The organism is Sphingopyxis sp. EU05-FHT14B03 (genome assembly GCF_058790875.1).
The window spans coordinates 12,718-31,875 of sequence record NZ_JBYTDC010000004.1; the positions used below are offsets into that span (position 1 = coordinate 12,718).

Below are 19,158 nucleotides of genomic sequence, written 5' to 3' on the forward strand. Positions count from 1 at the left end.
GACCGAACGGATCGAGGGGATGTACGCGGACAATTTCGGCGCGCCGCTACGGCTTGACGGTGCCGGGCCCCTACATCCGAGAAAATTATCAGCAGAATTGAACCCAGTTCCCCCTTGACTCGGCACAGCCAAGCAGCCGAACAAATCGAGAGGGGGGAATTATGCTGCAGTCCCGTTCGGTAAAACGCGCCGAACTCAACGAACAATTGCGAACGGCATTGACGGCGAAGGATAACCATTTCTTCGCCGACACTTCGTTTCTGATTACGGCAGCATCGCTTAACCCCGTTGCGCGCAGCGACCTCGACCGCTGGATTGCGGGTCTCGGAAACAGATTTCACGTACCAGCCTGGGTAGGGCATGAAGTCTTTGGCAAGATATCGGCCAAGCCCGAGCTGTTCATCCCAATGGCCAAAGCGGCCGAACAGGCCATTCAAGCCGTCGAGACACTGCAGGTCGAGGCTCGGCGATACGTCGACGACGGCCGCGCCAAGGCGACGGACGAGCAGTCCGACCGGCTAAGCTATCTGGGCAATCTCGACTCGCTTGCGCGGCCGCTGCTTCGGCAGGCGGGACTTTTGCGCCAGGCAAGGCAAACGGTCGAAGACTGTAGCGACTGGATCGTCGAGGTCGTGAACAAGTCGGTTCTGCAGAGCGACATCTACCGCGGCATCGCGAATCTGGATGCGGAATTCGCCGCTCGGGCGATCGGTGGCCACCCGCCCGGCTTCCTTGACAAGGGAAAGGCGGACAAGCAGCGAGCGGCCGACAATCGATACGGCGACCTCATCATATGGCGCGAGATACTCGATCATGTGCGAACACTCGAAAGTGGAAGCGTGGTCTTGTTGACCAACGACAACAAGCAGGACTGGGTTTATACGCCGCCAACCGTCATCGAGGAAAACGGTCGCCCGCAAGGAAATGATGGCCGCAATGGCTTGAAGGTAATTCTCCCTCTTCCGCTGCTCGTCCACGAAATGAAACAGGCGCGGGAGGATGCGGGGCTCGCGATCCTCAACCTCGGCATGCTCGCTCAGACCTTGCATAGTTTTCAGGGTGACGCCGAGCATCTGTTCAACGCATATCAGCCGATTGCCTTTACCCCGACCGAACCGGTCAGCCCCTTGCCCACGACCCCTGATGGCGCCGAAACTGACGCACCCGCAGCGCCCGAGCCTGCGGAACCTGTGTCCAGCATTGATGTAGGCCAGCTCGTCGAAGCGCTCGCCAGCAGCGATCCCGCAGCCGCCACGGAAGCCGTCGCGGGGCTGCGCGACGCGCTGATGAAGAACGCCGCCATCGATGATGTCAGGGCCTTCGTGCAGCGTTTGATGATGGCTGCCGAGAGGGATGTCGAAGCCGCCAGCATCCTGCTTCGGGAAATCATCACCGAATCGTTCGGGATCAACCGCGAGGCGCGCGTGGCCATCCTACGCGCTTCGATCGAGGCGCTCTATTATGATGCGCAAGGGAAGCTCCGCGACCGGCCGCTCCGCGAGCCTCTGGAGGATGTTTTCGCACTGCAAACCGTCCCGCAAATGCGGGATGCGGTCACCAGCCTTGCAGAACGCATCGGCCCGAGCCGCAGATTCTTTATGGTGACGCCGGATCCGGCCGCGCCACAGCTCAGCCTGTCGCCCGTTGCCGAGCGGGACGCTGAAGGCGTGCGCGAACTCAAGGGTCTTTACTTCGGCGAACTTGCGCTGCTCGAAGATGTCGCGCGCGACAGCCCGCGGTCGCTCACCAGAATCATGGGCGGAGTGACGCAGGCGCGCGTGGCGGATCTGCGCCATGCACTCGCTGGCTATTTCTGCGTTCCGGAGAGCCAACTCGACGTGGGTCTGTCTCGATTTGACAGCGTCTGCTGGGACGGGCTTACCGGGTTGATCGATTGGGGCACCAGCACCGGACTGCAGTTGCGGTGATGGAGAAGGGATGAAAGATGACGAACGAAAGCGAAGCCCAGCCCAAGACGGATGAGGAACCGAAATTTCTGATCGGTTCCTATGTCCTCGAGACCTTGACGACGGGCATGTATGTCGAGCCGCGCGACGCGATCCGCGAATATGTGCAAAATGCGTTCGACGCGATAAGGAGTTCTCGTGACGGGTCGGTCGCGCTCCAGGCTCCGCCCCGCATCGATATCGTAGTTTCCGAGAGCGGCGACGGCTTCATTCAAATCCGCGACAATGGTGCGAGCATCACGGCTGAAAGGGTCTGGGAGACGCTGACCTCGATCGGATCGTCGCGAAAGACCGCGCGTCGCCAAGCCGGTTTTCGCGGAATCGGAAGGCTCGCGGGCATAGCCTATTGCGACAGGCTCGAATTTACCTGCAAGGCCCCCGGAGAAGCCGTTACCAGCATCGTCTCCTATAACTGCTCTGAAATCCGCAAGGCCCTGCGCGAAGGAAATGAAGAGCTCGAGCCCGTCTTCAGACGCAGTATTTCGCACGAGACGCGGGATGGCGAGGCCCTCGACGATCACTACACGCTCGTCACGCTCCACGGCCTCTCGGAAACGCCGGCCGAGATGAAAGACATCGCCTCGTTGGGGGACTATCTGCGCATGGTCGCGCCCGTCGACTATAAATCGCACTGGGCACCGGGCGAGGAAATCAAGCGGCACGCCGAGAATATCGGCCAGACCATTCCGACGGTTCCGGTCTTTCTGGGTCCGCCGGACGAACCGGGCGAGGAACTGCGAAAGCCTTACCAGCAGACCATCCATGCCGGTTCGAAACCCGCGACCATACGCCGCATCAATTTCTTCAACGGCGGCGAGGCTTCGGGTTCGCGCTGGTGGGGGTGGCACGCCGAGACTGCATTATACGGGATCGTCAAGGACGACTTCGGAGGCTTCCGCCTGCGCACGAAAAATATCCAGCTCGGCGACGCGGAGATATTGAGCCGCACCCTCGCAAAGCACGGCAAATCCTATTCGCGCTTCAGTGCCTGGCACATTGGCGAGATTTTCATCGAAGGCGACACCGTCTTTCCGAATGCGCGTCGCGACGGGCTCGAGGACTCGACGGCCTGGCGCGAGATAGAAGGTCAGATTCTCGCTGAAATCGTACCGCTCGCCCGCGAGGCCTACAAGGCGAGCCGGGAGCGGAAATCGAAGGATTTCGACAAGGTCAAACTGCAGACCGATACGGAAATCAAGGAGGTCGAGGAATCGCTGAAGCCGAAGGCAAATCCTCAGGCCGACGAGCCCCCACCGGATCGCAAGGCAACCGAGCGCAAATTGAATGCGGCCTTGAAGCGCCTCGAGAATCTCAACCTCGACGATTATACTGAGGAACAACAGACCGATATCCGCGAGTCCGGGGTTCGCCTTCGCGCGCTCGCCCAAGAGGCATCGGTTGTCCTGAAGCCGACGATCACGTCACGCCGGTCGTCGCCCAACAACGGCGACGTGCCCCACCGCGATATTCTCGACATCGTCTTCGACGTGCTCCAGTCGCTCCTCGATACCCGGACCTTCAACAAGGCGCGGCAATTGCTCCTGAAGCGGTTCCGGGATCTATGACCATGAAGGTAAAATTGACCGCCACAGGAGACCGTCATGGCCGGTCGTAGGATTCTGCTGATCGAGCCGGGCTACAAGAATAAATATCCGCCGCTCGGCCTGATGAAGATCGCGGCCTATCACGGCCCCCATGGCAAGGGCGACCATGTCACCTTCATCAAGGGGCAAGACCCGCGTGCCGAAGCGAGCGTGTGGGACCGCGTCTATGTCACCACGCTATTTTCCTTCGAGTACCGCAAGATCGGCGAGACGATCGACTATGCGCTGAAGCTGGTCGGCGGGCGCGCCGACCGCGTTTTCGTCGGCGGCATTGCGGCGTCGCTGATGACCGAGCGGTTCAAGACAGAGGCGCGCTGGCGGGGGGTGCGGTTCATCTCGGGCCTGCTGACACAGCCCCCGGCAACCGCCCTCCAGCTCGACGAATTTTACGGCGACCTCTACGCGGACGACCTTGGCGGAACGCCGATCGAGGATCTGATCCCGGACTATGCGATCCTCGACCAGATCGAATATGTTTACCCGGTCAAGGATGCCTATTTCGCCTATGCGTCCCGGGGCTGCATCCGCAAATGTCATTTCTGCGGGGTACCGAAGCTCGAAGGTGCGCAGCGCGACGCAGCTTCCCTCACCCACTATGTGAACGGCATTCGCGAGCGCCACGGCGAGAAGCGCGACCTTACCTTGATGGACAATAATGTCGTCGCGTCGCCGCGCTTCCGCGAGATTATCGCCGAGATTCGCGACCTCGGTTTCGAAGCAGGCGCGACGCTGAAGCGCCCGGGCGAACGCACGGCATCGAAGCGCCGGGTCGATTTCAACCAGGGCGTCGACGCCCGTATCCTGTGCAAAGATCCGATGTATCTGCAGGAACTTGCGACGATTTGCCTGAAACCGCTACGCATCGCCTTCGATCATCTCGGGCTGAAGAAGCCCTATGAACAGGCGATCCGATACTCGGCCGATGCGGGCCTTCGCGAATTGTCGAACTACATGCTCTACAATTTCCGCGACGACCCCGCAGATCTCTTCGAGCGGATGTGGCTCAACGTCCAGCTCAACGAAGAACTCGATATTCGAATCTGGTCGTTTCCCATGCGCTACCAGCCGACCGACCTGCCCGAGCGCAGCTTCGTCAGCGACGGCTGGACCCGCTATGAGCTGCGCTCGCTTCAGCTCGTCCTGCAGGCAACCCATGGTGTGGTCAGCGGCGCGCCAGAGTTTTTTCGCCGTGCCTTCGGCGCCGACGTCGATGCATTCCGGCGTATCTTGCTCCTGCCCCAGCATTTCATTTTCAATCGCGAATGGTTCGAAGCGGAAGGCGGACGAGGGCAGCTCGACGATTATGAAGCGGCGATCCGCCGACTTTCACCCTCGCAGAAGGGGGAGTTGCTCGCTAAGCTCTCGTCGCGGCATCCCAGCCGCTTCCGCGACCTTCGCGACGAGGAGGAGGATGACCTCCTCCGCCATGTTCTCGATTTCTACATCCCTTTGAGCAAGGATGCGGAGCGCGCGATTTGGGACAAGCGGGCGCGGACAACGAAGATTCCGGCCGACGCCCCTGCCCCAGATGAATTTGTCGAGGACGCCGGCCTAGAGGAAGAAGACATGTTCGTTCCATCACACACTCGCGCCGTCGGCTCCGAAAGGCTCGGTCTGTGAAGCGGGCCGCGCGCCAACCGTCGGCCTCGCCAGCCATCACCGGAACGGGCGCCTCGGCCTCGCCGGGCGACCTTGTCGTCATCGGAAAGGACATCTTGGAGCTGCTCAGCAGCGCTATGTACACTGACCCGCTGACGATCTACCGCGAATATGTACAAAACTCAGCCGATGCCATCGAGGCACGACGGCTCGACGGACCGCGAGGCAGAGGCCGGGTAGATATCCGCATCGACCATGATGCACGCTCGGTCCGCATTACGGATGATGGCACGGGCATACCCGTCAGCGAGGCTCCCCGGAGACTTCTGGCGATCGGAGGAAGCCGCAAGCGCGGAACGGATGCGCGCGGTTTCCGGGGCATCGGCCGCCTCGCGGGCCTCGCCTACTGTCGCCAGCTCCTGTTCCGGACCCGCGCCGCAGGCGACACCGAGGTTGTAGAGCTCAGCTGGGACTGTATGCGGCTGCGAGCGGCGCTGCGCGCACTCGGACAGAATGATGATCTGCCAGGCGTCGTCGACGATATTGTCACGTTAACGGTGCAGCCTGCAGATCCCTCCGACCCGCCACATTTCTTTGAGGTCGAGCTGCGCGACATCGTCCGACACCATCGACGGGATGCCTTGCTTAATGAGGAACTTATCGCTGATTATCTCGCCGAGGTCGCACCCGTCCCGTTCGACCGCGCCTTCTCCTTCGCGTCGGCTATCGAGCATCATATCAAGGCGCACGCACCGCTGCCCGAACTAGAGATCCGGATCAACGACGGCGAACCGTTGCGGCGCCCCCACCGCGACCAATTCCCGGCAAAGGCCAATGAGGACGGGCATATCTCGGAATGCGAACTTCTAACCTTCGAAGACCGCGACGGCGGTGTCGCCGCAGTCGGCTGGATCGTTCATCACGATTATCTCGGCGCCCTGCCGCGTCGTGCGCGCATCGGAGGAATCCGGCTGAGGGCCGGCGACATCCAAGTCGGCGACCACCAAGTCCTGATCGATTATTTCGCGGAACCCCGGTTCAATTCTTGGGCAGTCGCTGAAATCCACGTTCTGGACCGCCGGATCATCCCCAACGCTCGGCGCGACTTTTTCGAGCATAATGTCCATTTCAACGATCTGACCGCCCAGCTCGAGCCGCTGACCCGGAAGATAGCGAAATGCTGCCGCTCTGCTTCTGTTGATCGAAATCGAGCGAAGGCACTTCAGCAGACTGCGTCGGCGCTAGGGCAAGACATCCAGCTGCGAGACCTAAATGCCATCAACAGCGACATAAGACCCAAGCTGGAAAAATGCGTCAACGCGATGCGTGCCTTCGCCCGAAGGCACTCCAAAGGAGACAGTGTGGACGAGCCAGTTTTCGCCGCACTCAGTGAGTTGGAAGAGGCGTTGGGAAAGCAACCATAATTTTCTCGCCCCTAGCGACGAGCTTGTGCACTTTCTTGCCCGCTCCCGAAAGTCAGCTTTCAGGTATTATGCAACATCCGTTCGAATGACCAATATTGGGCGCATTTCTGCCGCATACCAAGGTGAGGTCGCGGTGATCGCGCCAAGCTTTTGACGGAGCGTGAAGGGATAAAGATGACCATATGCTGGTCGAAACCCATCGTGACGTCTATGTCAGACCCAATCAGAAGCGCCCCTTCACGGTCAGGCCGAACGTGCGGCGATCGCCCGGTATCTTGAAGAAGGGTGCCACGGGATTGGCCGACTGGATGCCGACGGCATAGATCTTGTCGAGCAGGTTGCGGCCCCAGATCTGCACCGACCAGCGATCGTCGGGATCCTTGATGCCCAGTCCGGCATTGGTCAGCCCATATCCCTCCTGCTCGCCATAGACGGACAGCGGATTGAGGAGGTTGGTCCGGCTGCGATAGCTCTGGTTCACGAATGCCGAAATGTTGAGGTTCGACGTGACCGGGGCTTCATAGTTGAGGCTGGCTTGCCCCGACCATTTCGGCGCGCCGGTTCGTTGTCCGGACAGGTCGAGGATGCCGGAACCATATTCGATCGGTGCCGGCGCGTTGGCATAGGATTTGTAAATCGCATCGTTATAGGCGCCGCTCAGCGACAGGTTGAAATGCCGATCGATGCGGTAAGCCGCATCGAATTCCACACCCCGCATACGAACCGAGCCGGCATTGCCGAGATAGGTGCCTAGTGCGAGGCGGTCCGGATCGATCTGTCCCGCCTGATAATCCTTGATGTCGTTCCAGTAGAGGTCGACGTTGAACGTGCCGCGGCGATCGGCGAAGCTGGTCTTGATACCAATCTCATAGGCCGTCGATTTTTCCGGATCGATCAAAAGCGGCCGGCCCGGCAGGGCAGAGAGATTGGCCGCACCCGATTTTTCACCATAGCTGACCGAGGCATAAGCAAGAATATCGTCGGTCAGCTTGTAGGACGGATTGATCAGCCAGGAGAAGGAGCGGTAGGTCCGTTTGCCTTCGACAAGGAAAGGACCGCCAAAAGCACTGACCAGCGCGGCGCGGTAGGGTTCCAGCCCGGCGGGGAGCGTCTCTCCGCCGAAGCTGCTGCCCGTATTGGAGGCTTCCTTGGTCTCGATGGTGTAGCGCAGGCCGCCGGTCAGCGTCGCGCGATCGGTGACGTGCCAACTCGCCTGGCCGAACGCGGCGTAACTGGTGATCCTGGCGCGGCCGAACTGGTCATATTCCACGCCGTCGAGCACCGACGCCGGTAAAAGCGGGCTGAGAAAATAGGTGGTCGCGTCCTTCTGGAACCGCGAGCGGTTGTTGCTGTCGATCTTCTCGCGCAGAAAATAACCGCCGACCTGATAATCGAACGCGCCGCCGGTGGGCGAGGCCAGGCGGATTTCCTGCGACAGCTGCGATACGTCGAGGTCGAACCCCGCCTTCAGGATCGAGAAGGGCGACAGGTCCGAGTCATGATCGGGCCGATAGCTATAGTCCCGCCAGGCCGAGACCGAGGTCAGCGTATGATCGCCGATTTCCACATCGAGCTGGTTCGACAGACCGTTGGTCTTCGATTTCATCAGGCCGAGCTGATCGGAATTGGCATTGTTGGGGAAATCATAGTTCGGGTCATAACCGAACAGGGTCCGCATCTTCCGCTCCCAGCCATTGCGGACGGTGCCGTCATTCAGCGTATTGACGTCGGCGAAGGGCGAATAGAAGTTGTTATATTCCGACGTTTCATAATGTTCGGCGATGACCCGATTGGTCACGTTGCCATTTTCGAACAGCAATTGGCCGCGCACCGCCCAGCGGTTGAGGTCCAGCAGCTTGCGGCCATTATATGCGTTGCGGGCCCAGCCATCCCCCTTCGTGTTATAGAAAGTGACCCGGTAGGCCAGCGTGTCGCCTGCAATCGGCCCTGTCGCATTGGCCCGGATTTCATAGCGATTGCGGTTGGCGACCGTGCCTTCCAGCTCAAGGCCCGGATCGAAGCTGGGCTTCTTGGTGGTAACGACCAGCGCACCGATGGTCGTGTTTTTGCCAAGCAGCGTTCCCTGCGGCCCGCGCACCAGCTCGACATGATCGAGATCGACGAAGTCCAGCCAGCTGAAGCCCACATGGGTGAAGAAGACATTGTCGACGATGAGCCCGACGCCCGGTTCCGCGCCGTCATTGTTGGCGTTGCCGCCCACGCCCCGGATATAGAGGCCGGACGTACGTGTATTTTGCTGAAGCGCGGAGAAGTTCGGTATTTTTCCAGCATAGTCGCTGATGCGGAACAACCGCTCATTGGCCACAGTGTCGCCGGAAATTGCCGATATGGACAGCGGCACATCCTGAAGCCGCTCTTCCCGCTTTCGCGCCATGACCACGATGTCACCCGGGGCGGAGCCATCCTCTTCCGACACGGCCGTGGCGGGCGCCTCGTTCTGCTGTGCCATGACAGGCGGGCAAAGCGCCAGCCAGGAAATCCCTGACAGGGCGGCAAACAGGTTGCGGTTCGGTCGGTTCATCTTATCCCCCTTGATGCTGCACGGACGGCCTCCTGCGAACCGGGATGCCTGATGCGTCCGCGCGCTTCGGGTCATCGACTTGTGCTTGTATGGCGCTACATGGCAGCATCGCCGGCGACTGTTCCTGGGGAGACAATTGGTTCGATGGTGAACAAAGCCGCTGTATTCGAAGCGATGCTGCGCAGCGGCGGCTGGCTTGCGACCCTGCCCGAAGCGGTGCGTCAGGCCGTTTTCAAAGCGAGCAGCGTGCGCACGATCGCGCCCGGCGCGGCGCTGTTCGAACAAGACGGCCCGCCGACCGGCCTGCACGGCGTTTTCTCCGGCGACATTCGTGTCGTCGGCCATTCGCGCGATGGCCGGGCGGTCATCATGGGCGTCATCCATCCCGGTGAGTGGGTCGGCTATCTGAGCTGCCTCGACGGCCTGCCGCACGCCTATTCAGGCATTGCGAGATATGGCGCCCGGACCTTGTCGCTGGCTCCTGCCGACGTGGCGCGTATCTTCGAGCGCGACGTCGCCACATACCGCTTGCTGCTGGCGCCCGAACTGGCGGCGGAGCGAAAGCTGGCTCAGTTCATCATCGAAGGCATGGGCCTGCCGCTCGTCCAGCGAGTCGCCGCGCGTCTCTGCGATCTCGGTCGATGGCCCTATGGCGAGGATGCGGGGCCGGTGTCGCCGCTGGACCATATCAGTCAGGAGGAGTTGGCGATGTCGGTCGGTGCCACGCGCCCCCGGATCAACGAGATACTGCGCGATCTCGCAAGCCGGGGCATGGTAGAGCTGGGCTATGGGCGCATCGTCGTCCGGGATGTAGCCGCGCTCGAACAATTTGCGCGTGGCGAGTGATCCAATTGTTCCCCTGAAGACAGACCCCGGCAGGCCATGCGCCAATATTCGCCTTCTTGCATGCGCGAATGGGGAGATACTCGATGTTTGTACGATTACTGGCCGCAACCTTGCTGGCAAGCCTCAGCCCGACGTCGGGCGCCGCCGGGGCGGACGCCCCCTTACCGACCGTCAGCGGCGCAAGCTTTGCTTCCGCGCCAGTCACGCTTTCGAACGGTATCAAAGGAACGATCATCTCGTTCGAAAGTCGCACGCCCACCGAGTGGGCGGCCACGATTCAAGGGGAAACAGGACCGGCGGTGACACTCAATGCGCAGATATTCCTCCCGGTCCGCCGCGAGAAGGAACTGCCCGCGATCATCATGGTGCCGGGCAGTGGAAATATCGGCACGCACCATCTGGCCGAGGCAGCCGCACTCAATTCGGCAGGCTATGCGGTACTGCTCATCGATCCGTTCCGCGCGCGCGGAATCGCGGACACCATCGCCGATCAGGGACGGCTGACCTGGGTCGCCAGCACTTATGACGTGCTGGCGGCGGTCCGCTATCTCCAGTCCAGAGGCGACATCGATCCGGCGCGGATCGGCGCGCTCGGCGGAAGCCGTGGCGGCACGGCCGTGATGATGGCCGCCGCCGCGCCCTTTGCCGAGGCGGTGCTGGGGCCAGGCAAGGGGCTGCGCGCGGTGGTCGCCGGCTATCCCTGGTGCGGGACGCAGTTCCAGTCGGCGCGCCTGTCCGGAGGGGCGGCGTTGCTCGTCCTTCAGGGCGACCGCGACGACTGGGTGTCGCTTCAGCAATGCCAGGATGCGGTTCACGCGATGATCGTCGGCGGCCAGGCGGCGTCGATGCGGATCGTGCCCGGCGCTCTCCACGCCTTCGACAGGGCAGACGTCCCGCCGACGCCGATCCCCGGGGCGATCACCTCCACGACCTTTCCGACCATCTACATGACCGATACGGGCATCTATATCGATCCACGCACTGGACAAGCCGACCCGGCGCTGACGGCGAAGGATTTCACGAGCTATGCCGCCAAGGCCGGTTTTGGGCGCAAGGGCGTGACGATCGGCAGCCGGCCCGGCGATGCCGAGGCCTTCATGAGCGAAATGACCGCCTTCTTCGCGAGGGAGCTGTGAAGCGCGTGTCTGCTGCGATCCTGATCGCCGCAATCGCCCTTGCATCACCGATAGCGGCAGCGCCCGAGGCGCCTTCCGGAACGATCCGCGTCGGCTATCTGCGCCTTGCCAACGCGCAACTGGTCAGCAAGGCGCTCGGCCTCCACGAGCGGGCCGGGCTAAAAGTCGAATGGGTGCCGTTCGAAACGGGCGGACAGGTCAACGCCGCCATTGCCGCCGGCCGGATCGACTTCGGAGCCGTTGGCACACCCCCCGCTGCGGCGGGCATATCGGCCGGACTTCCTTATCGCGGCCTCTTCATCCTCAACATGCTGGGCAGCGTCGAAGGCTTGGTCGTGCGGGCCGACCTCCCCATTTCCGCACCCACCGATCTTTCGGGTAAGCGGATCGCGGTTCCGTTCGGGTCGACGTCCTACTATCTCCTGCTGTCATTGTTGCGGCTGGAACATATTCCCGAAAATGCCGTCACGCTGGTCGACATGACACCATCGCAAGCGCGGACCGCATGGGACCGGCGAGAGATCGATGGCGCCTGGCTTTGGGAGACGGCACTTCATCAGATGGTAGCAGATGGCGGCCGTATCCTGATAGACAATCGCGACATGGCAAAACATGGCCTGGCTGTTGGCGACATCGCCGTAGTAACCAAGGCGCTAGCCGAGGCGCGGCCGGAACTGGTCGCCCGCTATGTACAAGCGGAATGCGCTGCGATCACGTTCTGGCATGACCACCCCGAGGAAACGGCGCAAATCGTCGAGCGCGAGCTGGGTGTCGATCCACAGGAGGCTGCGCGAATGATGCGCGGCACGGGAGTCCTGCCCTGCCGCCAGCAATTGACGTCGGCATATCTGGGACAAGACGGAAATGCAGGTGCCTTTGCACGATCACTCCATCCGATCGCGCGGTTTCTCTCAGGGCGGGGCAGAATCAGAGAGGTGCCGGACGACCGCAACTTTGACAATTTCTTTGACCTACGGTTCCTGAATAACGCCTACGCCGTTGAAACGACACAAAAATAGACACTTCCGGCTTCCGCCCGGCATACAAGCTGTTCCTCTTGGACCCGATGCGCTCATCGGCAACGCCGGCCTGAATTCGATGCTCGAAACTTTCTGTCCGATTTCAGAATTCTGCGACGACCGCCAGAGCAACCGATATCCGGCGCGAAGCCGACTGGTCGCTTCTCCGTTTGGAATGCTCGTTATCGCAACCGGCGCTCCTGAAGGGAGGCACTCCGGTTCGTCCGCAAAATAGATCACGACATCGACCGATTCCACGGGTTAGGTCGGCTTTCAGAATTAGTTGGGTCGGATCTGCGAGGCGAAGATCGAGACCGGCGTGGATAGAAACGAGCGTTTGCCGGAACGAAAGGGACTCGAATGGTCGCAGATGCACAGTCTGTCATGCGAACCTGCATCGTCTCGATGGCCCTGCGGACAATTCCGCCGCCACACCCGGCTCCGATTGCCTCGCTCCGGAGCGCGATGAGGGCCGTGTTGAAGCGGTCGACAAAGTCCTGATCGACCGGCAGACCCGAGCCAGACATGGCGTTCTCCTTCTTCGATTTTGGATTCACTGCGGCCGCTGGTCGATGATTGCTGCGAGGATTTCGTCGGCCTTTTCAGCCGGAAGGAAGAGCCGCGTCTTGTACTGGATCACCTCGCTGAACGCGCCGCGAGCCTTGAGCCATTCGCGATCCTGCGGCTGGAAATCCCGGACCTCAAAGCGCCGGCTACTGTTCACCATCGTGGAAACGAGGCGCGCGCCGTGGAGGCCCGGGATCAGTGTGCCATCGCCGCCACGCGCCGCCTCGATCAATTCAGCAGGGGTAAGCTTGATGGACGATTCAAGACCAAATGCGGTTTCCAGTTTCTCGAGCGCCGCGGGCATCACGATGCGTCCGAGTATCGAGGTTCCCGCTGCGTCATCGATCCGCCAGACGCGAACATCATCTTGCGGCAGCTTGTTCCAGACGGGCAGTAGGAGGCCGGTCGCAACGCTGATCGTATGAATATCGACCTTCTCGAGCGCCTCGGACACCTCTACGTCCCAGAAGGCCTTGAAGCTGTCGCGATCAATTTCCTTCCAGAAGGTCTGCCAAAGCTCGGCGAGTTGGATGCGCTTGGAACCCGTCGGTCGGACAAACTCCAGCATCTTGACTGGGCGCCCCTCGTCGTCGGTAATCGACCAGGATGGAACGCAAAGGGCGACGCGTCCCGAACGATTGTTGCGGAGATACTGGACATCTGTGGTGCCGCCCCAGATTCTGTCGAGGCGCGCCCATCCTGTAACGTGCGGCTTCAGATGAAGCTCGAGGCGGAGCAGCCGGGTTTCGGCGCCGGACACCGGGTCCTTCTTGAGCACCCGCTCCGAGATCGGGACGATGTGCTCGGCGCGGATCGCCTCGACGCCGAGATCGAGCGTTCCGGCTTCGCGCGCGGCGTCGACCCGGGCCTGTATTAGACCCATATACTCCTCGAAGATCGCATTCTGAGTCGCGATCCGCAGCGCGAGGATGCGGTTGAGCCATCGCTGGATCGGCGGCAGCTTGTCGAGCAAGGTGCCGTGCTCATCGACGAGCTTCAGACCGGTGATGATCTGGAGCTTCTCGAGGCTGACGCTCGCGAGCTTGCCCGCGTGGAGAAGGTGATACCACTGGGTCAGGGCCTCGCGGGCGTAGCAGCTTTCGAGATTATCGGCCGGATCGAACAGGTTCTGGCCGCCCGTCTGGCGTTGGCCGCGCGTGAGCGCGCCGAGCATGTCGAGGCGGCGAGCGATGGTGCTGATGAACCGACGTTCGCCCTTGCAGTTGGTCGTGACGGGGCGGAACACCGGCGGCATCGATTGGTAGGTGCGGTGGGTGCGGCCGAGGCCCTGGATCGCGATGTCGGCGCGCCACCCGGGCTCGAGCAAGAAATGGATGCGCCGCTTGTGCGCTGTGGGGCAACCCAAGTCGGCATGATAAGAGCGTCCGGTGCCGCCCGCCTCGGAAAAGACGAGGATAGGCTTTCGCCCCGACATGAAATTGTCGGTCTCGGCGATGTTGGAACTGGACGTGCGACGCTCGACCTTCTGCCGGCCTTGCCCGTCGACGACGATGCGCCGCGTGCGTCCCGTGACTTCCGCGACCATGTCGGTCCCGAAATGCGCGAGCAGGAAGTCGAGCGCAGCCGGAACCGGCGGTATCGAGCAGAGCCGCTCGATCAGCTCGTCGCGCGCGTCGACCGCTTCCTGGCACAGGACACCGTTGCCCTCGTCGTCAAGCATCGGCTCGGAGCGCATCGATCCATCGGTCGCGCGAAAGGCGCGCATCTGGCGCGTCGGGAAGGCCGTTCTCAGATAATCGATCAGCGTGTCGAGCGGCGAGACATCGATCGACAGGTTCGCGCGTTCTTCGGGCGAAAGATCTGCAAGGCGGCGGCCGAGAATTGCCTCGGCCGTGCTGGTGAGTTGGACGACGGCGACATGGCCCGTGGCGAGTTCATCCTCGATAGCGCGAACGACCGTCGGCATCTTCATCGAGATCAGGACCTGCGAGAAGAACCGCTGCTTCGCGCTCTCGAACCGGCTGAGCGCCGATCCCTTGGCCTGGGCGTTCATCGTCTGGCCCGACATGCGGTCGACGATGTTCGATGCCATAAGGACCTCGTCGAGGTTCTGGTGGATGATGGCCCACGCGTCGGCATAGGCGTCGTAGATGTCGATCTGGTCGGGCGTGAGCTGATGCTCGAGTGGGTCATATTCGACGCCGGCGAAACTGAGGGCGCGGGCCGTATAGAGGCCCATGGACTTGAGATCGCGGGCGACGATTTCCATCGCGGCGATGCCGCCATCCGTCATCGCAGCGAGAAAGCTGTCACGGTTGGCAAAGGCGGTGCCCGGACCCCAGAGGCCGAGCCGCGAGGCGTAGCTCAAATTTTCGGGCTTCGTCGCACCGGTGGCCGATTCATAGACGACGCGGGCGCGCGGCAGCGCATTTTGCAGGCGGACCCCGGCAAGGCCCTGTTCGGAACCCTTGGCCCGCCGATACTCGTCCTTGGTGCCCGCGGCGTTGCCCATCGAATGGGATTCATCGAACAGGATCACGCCTTCGAAGTTTGCGCCAGTCCACTCGAGAATCTGCTGCAGGCGCGAGCATTGGTCGTGGCGCTGGGACCGGAGCGTCGCATAGGTGAGGAAAAGGATGCCGCTCGCCATGCCGATCGGCTGGCCGAGCGGAAAGGCGTCGAGCGGCTGGACATCGATCGGAAGTCCGCCAAGCGCGCTCCAGTCGCGCCGGGCATCTTCAAGGAGCGTCGCGCCCCTAGATATCCAGATCGCGCGCTGGTTGCCGCAGTTCCATTGGTCCCGAATGATCGCAGCGCCTTCGCGGCCCTTGCCCACGCCCGTCCCGTCGCCGATGAAGAAACCCATGCGATAGGCGGGGCCTTCGGAATCCTCGATCAGCAGGTCGCCGGCGGTGTTGGTGACGAACCGGCTCGGCAGGTCGCGCGAGAAGGCATCGCCTGCGTAGATGATCGCTTCGAGTTGGGCGTCGGACAGCGACTCGCTCGCCCGCTTCTGGAAGAGCGGACGATATTGGGGGATCGGCGGCAGAACCGACGCCATGGCGAGCGATTCCACGAGATTGTCGGGGTGTGGCTTCGCGCCCGGAATATCGATGCGGGCGAGCCGCCAGGGCGCGTAGATGCCGACCGGATCGCCGACCGGCAACGGCGTATCGCGAACCGAATAGGCGAGCGGCCGCGCCGAATCATCCTTGGCGGCAATCCGTGAAGGCGCAATGATCCTGGGGCCAGCGAGGCCGGAGAAGAGCGAAGACGACGAAGGCCCCAGCGCGGGCCGCATCGGGATCACCGCCGGGGACGCGGGCGGCGGTTCGTCGGACGGGTCAAGCCGCGGCGGAAGCGCGAGCACGATCGGCAGCGCCGCCTCGATCGTGTCGACCGTGTGTCGCTCAGTTTGGCCGATCCAGCCCTTGTCGAAGACGATCAGGCGGATAGCGACGCTGGTACCATGCTTCGCATAGGGGCGGCCGAGAATCGTGATCTCGACGCGCGGGCGGGCAATTTCGGCGACGGAGACATAGCCGCTCGCACCGCTCGCATCGTGCGCGAAGGTCGGCGACATGATCGCGACGCAGCGTCCGCCCTCGGCAAGACGCAGCAGCGCGGAGCGAAGATGGCGAGCCCCGGCATGACGGTCCTGGCCGCGCGCCTCGCTACGGCTGAAGGGCGGGTTGATCAGGACGACGGTGGGCCGAACATCCGCCGGCAGTCGGTCGTTGATAAATTCGGCGTCATGGGTCGTGACCGCGCGGCTCGTCACGAGGGAAAGCAGCGCCGCCCGGCAGGGATCGCGCTCGTTGAGCGAGACGCTCGCGCCGGCGGCAATCGCGTGCGCCGCGAGCATGCCCGTGCCCGCCGACGGTTCGAGCACATGATCGTCGGTCATGATCGCCGCCGTTCGGGCCGCTAGCCAGGACAGCGCGGCGGGCGTGCTGAACTGCTGCATGTCGATCTGGTGCTCGCTGCGGTAGGTCTGGGTCGGCAGCGCCTTCTCAAACGCGAGGATATCCGCGAAATCATCTTCGGGCGCGCAGTCCGGGTTCGGTTCATTGTCGGGCGCGAGCGTGTCAGAAGCCTGCGCGGCTTCGAGCGCGTCATAGGCATCGCGCATCGACCAGCGCCCGTCGGCATCGGACCCGCCGAACGCTTCGGTCATCAACCGCTTGAGCAGGGAGCGAGTCACCGATTGCGGAACAGCAAGCCGGTCGCGCAGTGCGCGCGCGACGCCATAGAGGCGTTCGGCGTTTTCTCGGGCCGCGGTATCCGGGATTTCGGCAAGCCTCAGAAGCGGAAGGGTCATGGCAATTCTCCTGAAGAAGTTCGGGAGCAACACGCCCCCGCTGCCATCGCCCTTCCCCCTCTCCTCCCGACGCGAATGGCAGGAAAAGAGGGGCCGCGGCGTGTGGCCGCGACCCAATAGGCCGGACGGAGAATCAGGCCGCGTCGGAGAGCTGCTCGTCCTCGTCGACATCATCGGCAGGATCGCCCGCCGCCTCGGGATCGACGGCGTCGGTCATTTCGTCATCGCGATCATCGTTCACCGGTTCGGCGACCGGGTGCTCGAAGCGCATGGCGTCAGGGAGCCACGCAAGCGCCTTTTCCTTGACGTCCGCCTCGACGATGATGTTCCCGGCGAAGAGCTGTTCAGCCGAGGACGCGAGCAAGTCCTTCTTCGATGCCCCGTAGCGCTGGCTGAGTTCGCTGCCACCGATGTCCTGGAAGAGGTCGATGATGGAGCTCTTGGTCAGCCGCTTGAAGTAATTCGCGGCCGTCGGGCGCCACCAGGCGGCGACGTCGATCTCGAGCTTGCGACCGAGATGATCGACGAAACCGCTGGCGGAATCTTTCATGGGCACCGCATGGATCGTCCGGGCAATCGCCCAGGCGAGCCAAGCCGCACGCGCTTCTTCGCCGAGCGCGCAGAAGGCATCGTAGCGCCCGGCGACGCCGATGTTCGGCTGGACCCAGCTTCGATCGAGCCCCTCTTCGAGCTTCGTCCATTCGTCAGCCGCGAGCGATCCGCTCTCGAAGCCAATGACGCGCGACGGCGCAGAGTCGGCGCGAAGGTCGCTCGCGAGATCGGAGGCGTAGCGCCGCAAAGCCGCATCGACCATCACGAACGTGCCGAGATCGAGCGCGAAGCGCGGATCGCTTGCGACATGGACCCGGAGCAGCTCGGCTTTCATCGTCGCGAGTTCGTCGATGAGCCGCTGGCTCATCGACGGTTTCGCCGAAACAGAGCCTTCGGTGTCGCCGTCGTCATCTTCGTCGCCATCGATGTCTTCGTCGGCCTCGTTCGGGACCATGTAGGCCTGATGATGAACGCGGGGCTGGCCGTCTTCGCCGATGACGAGGAAGGCGAGGGCCGCGGCTTTCTGGTCTTCGGTGAGGACTGCCGGTCGATTCTGGATGCCGCTCAGTTCGGATTCGAGTTCGCGATACCGCTGTTCCTCGTCCTCGGTGATGCCGTCATCACTCTCGTCAGCGGATTCGGCGATGGAGTTCATCTCGGCCTCGATCTCGGCGCACCGCGCTTCCTCCTCTGCCGTCGGTTCGGGGATCTCGCCGCGGACCGGGCGGAGGCCGTCATAATCCGCGAACGAGATGCGCGTCATTGGGACCGCGCGAATTTCCGCGTAGCCCTCGCGCGCGCGGATCGATTCAGCTTCCGCCGCAAGCTTCTCATCGGCGAGCCGGTCGAGGACGTCGCCGTCGATCCAGTTTTCGGACGCGCTGTCGGAGAAGAGGTCGGAGTCGATCCGCCCGCCCGCTTCGACATAGGCTTCGCGTCCAACGAGCAAAGCCTTCGGGTCGTTGCCTCGATAGTTGCCGGCGGCGAGCTCACGCCGGATGGTGAACGGGTCATTACGGTAATAGCTCTCGCGATATTGCTCGAAGACACGGGCCTGTCGGGCTGTGTCCGACGTGCTGCCATAGGCTTTCGCGATTTCGAGGGTGATTTCGCCCTTGCGCAGCGCATCGAAGACTGTCTCGTGCAGGTCCGCGAGACGGACGCGACCGAGAACAAAACGCTCGGTTTTGCCGAAGCGCGCCGCTACCTGGGCCGCAGTCTTGTCCTCTTTCTCGATCATATTCTTGAACGCCATGCATTCGTCCGCAGCGCTCATCGGCAGCTTGCGATTTTCAGCATAGCTGAGTTCGATCGCGTCCTTGGTGTCGGGCCGAACCATGACCGGTACTTTGAAATCTTCCGGAAGCTCGCCCTTCTCGATCAGCGCGTGCACCCTCGTGAGACGGCGCCCGCCGCCGAAGATGCTGTACTGATCCTTCTTGCGCTTGACAGCGGTGCCAATCAGATTCTGGATGATGAAGCCGGCCTGGCCGATCATAGCTTCCAGTTCGGCATCGGCATCCGGGTCGCTTTCGGTTCGGACATTGAGCGGCGACACGACGCAATTGCGCGCGAGAGCGTATATGATGGGAAATGTCATAGTCTGTCTCCTGGCGGCGA

The 19,158-nt window shown here is 62.3% G+C and carries 10 protein-coding genes; 7 read left to right on the forward strand and 3 right to left on the reverse strand.

Annotated features, from left to right (window positions below; all coding sequences use genetic code 11):
* Nucleotides 1-161 precede the first annotated feature (161 nt).
* From AC3WS4_RS21545 to AC3WS4_RS21560, 4 genes are all read left to right on the forward strand, one after another.
* A complete protein-coding gene (locus tag AC3WS4_RS21545; protein ID WP_039575678.1) occupies nucleotides 162-1,928 on the forward strand; it encodes a PIN-like domain-containing protein in 1,767 nt (588 codons plus the stop codon).
* A gap of 107 nt (nucleotides 1,929-2,035) precedes the next feature.
* Nucleotides 2,036-3,532: an ATP-binding protein gene (locus tag AC3WS4_RS21550; protein WP_492740581.1), complete on the forward strand. Its 1,497-nt coding sequence runs from the start codon at nucleotides 2,036-2,038 to the stop codon at nucleotides 3,530-3,532.
* Between the two features lie 36 nt (nucleotides 3,533-3,568).
* Complete coding sequence (locus AC3WS4_RS21555; protein ID WP_039575682.1) at nucleotides 3,569-5,191, forward strand: radical SAM protein; 1,623 nt, start codon at nucleotides 3,569-3,571, stop codon at nucleotides 5,189-5,191.
* The gene (locus AC3WS4_RS21560; RefSeq protein ID WP_052208318.1) at nucleotides 5,188-6,594 is read left to right on the forward strand and encodes an ATP-binding protein; all 1,407 of its coding nucleotides are present in this window, start codon (nucleotides 5,188-5,190) and stop codon (nucleotides 6,592-6,594) included. Before AC3WS4_RS21555 ends, AC3WS4_RS21560 begins: the two co-directional genes overlap by 4 nt.
* 223 nt (nucleotides 6,595-6,817) lie before the next feature.
* On the opposite strand, the gene AC3WS4_RS21565 is transcribed toward AC3WS4_RS21560, so the two are convergent.
* On the reverse strand, nucleotides 6,818-9,481 hold the full coding sequence (locus AC3WS4_RS21565) for a TonB-dependent receptor (RefSeq protein ID WP_081997377.1): 2,664 nt from the start codon (nucleotides 9,479-9,481) through the stop codon (nucleotides 6,818-6,820).
* On the opposite strand from AC3WS4_RS21565, the gene AC3WS4_RS21570 reads away from it, so the two are divergent.
* From AC3WS4_RS21570 to AC3WS4_RS21580, 3 genes are all read left to right on the forward strand, one after another.
* Nucleotides 9,383-9,982: a Crp/Fnr family transcriptional regulator gene (locus tag AC3WS4_RS21570; RefSeq protein ID WP_310255448.1), complete on the forward strand. Its 600-nt coding sequence runs from the start codon at nucleotides 9,383-9,385 to the stop codon at nucleotides 9,980-9,982. The two genes, AC3WS4_RS21565 and AC3WS4_RS21570, sit on opposite strands and share 99 nt — an antisense overlap.
* Before the next feature lie 299 nt (nucleotides 9,983-10,281).
* Nucleotides 10,282-11,118, forward strand: a complete 837-nt coding sequence (locus AC3WS4_RS21575; protein WP_158514389.1) for a dienelactone hydrolase family protein — start codon at nucleotides 10,282-10,284, stop codon at nucleotides 11,116-11,118.
* A 5-nt stretch (nucleotides 11,119-11,123) separates the two neighbouring features.
* Nucleotides 11,124-12,137: a taurine ABC transporter substrate-binding protein gene (locus tag AC3WS4_RS21580; protein WP_158514388.1), complete on the forward strand. Its 1,014-nt coding sequence runs from the start codon at nucleotides 11,124-11,126 to the stop codon at nucleotides 12,135-12,137.
* A 553-nt stretch (nucleotides 12,138-12,690) separates the two neighbouring features.
* On the opposite strand, the gene AC3WS4_RS21585 is transcribed toward AC3WS4_RS21580, so the two are convergent.
* Nucleotides 12,691-16,986, reverse strand: a complete 4,296-nt coding sequence (locus AC3WS4_RS21585; RefSeq protein WP_039575694.1) for a strawberry notch family protein — start codon at nucleotides 16,984-16,986, stop codon at nucleotides 12,691-12,693.
* Between the two features lie 133 nt (nucleotides 16,987-17,119).
* The gene (locus tag AC3WS4_RS21590) at nucleotides 17,120-19,138 is read right to left on the reverse strand and encodes a ParB/RepB/Spo0J family partition protein (protein WP_039575697.1); all 2,019 of its coding nucleotides are present in this window, start codon (nucleotides 19,136-19,138) and stop codon (nucleotides 17,120-17,122) included.
* Nucleotides 19,139-19,158 lie beyond the last annotated feature (20 nt).

Excerpts from the sequence above, each read along its gene's own strand:
- AC3WS4_RS21545 (WP_039575678.1), top strand. The coding sequence starts at position 162 with ATGCTGCAGTCCCGTTCGGTAAAACGCGCCGAACTCAACGAACAATTG.
- AC3WS4_RS21550 (WP_492740581.1), top strand. The coding sequence starts at position 2,036 with ATGTATGTCGAGCCGCGCGACGCGATCCGCGAATATGTGCAAAATGCG.
- AC3WS4_RS21555 (WP_039575682.1), top strand. The coding sequence starts at position 3,569 with ATGGCCGGTCGTAGGATTCTGCTGATCGAGCCGGGCTACAAGAATAAA.
- AC3WS4_RS21565 (WP_081997377.1), bottom strand. The coding sequence starts at position 9,481 with ATGGCCGACGACACGAATGTCGCCGGAGAAAACGCCGTGCAGGCCGGT.
- AC3WS4_RS21585 (WP_039575694.1), bottom strand. The coding sequence starts at position 16,986 with ATGACCCTTCCGCTTCTGAGGCTTGCCGAAATCCCGGATACCGCGGCC.
- AC3WS4_RS21590 (WP_039575697.1), bottom strand. The coding sequence starts at position 19,138 with ATGACATTTCCCATCATATACGCTCTCGCGCGCAATTGCGTCGTGTCG.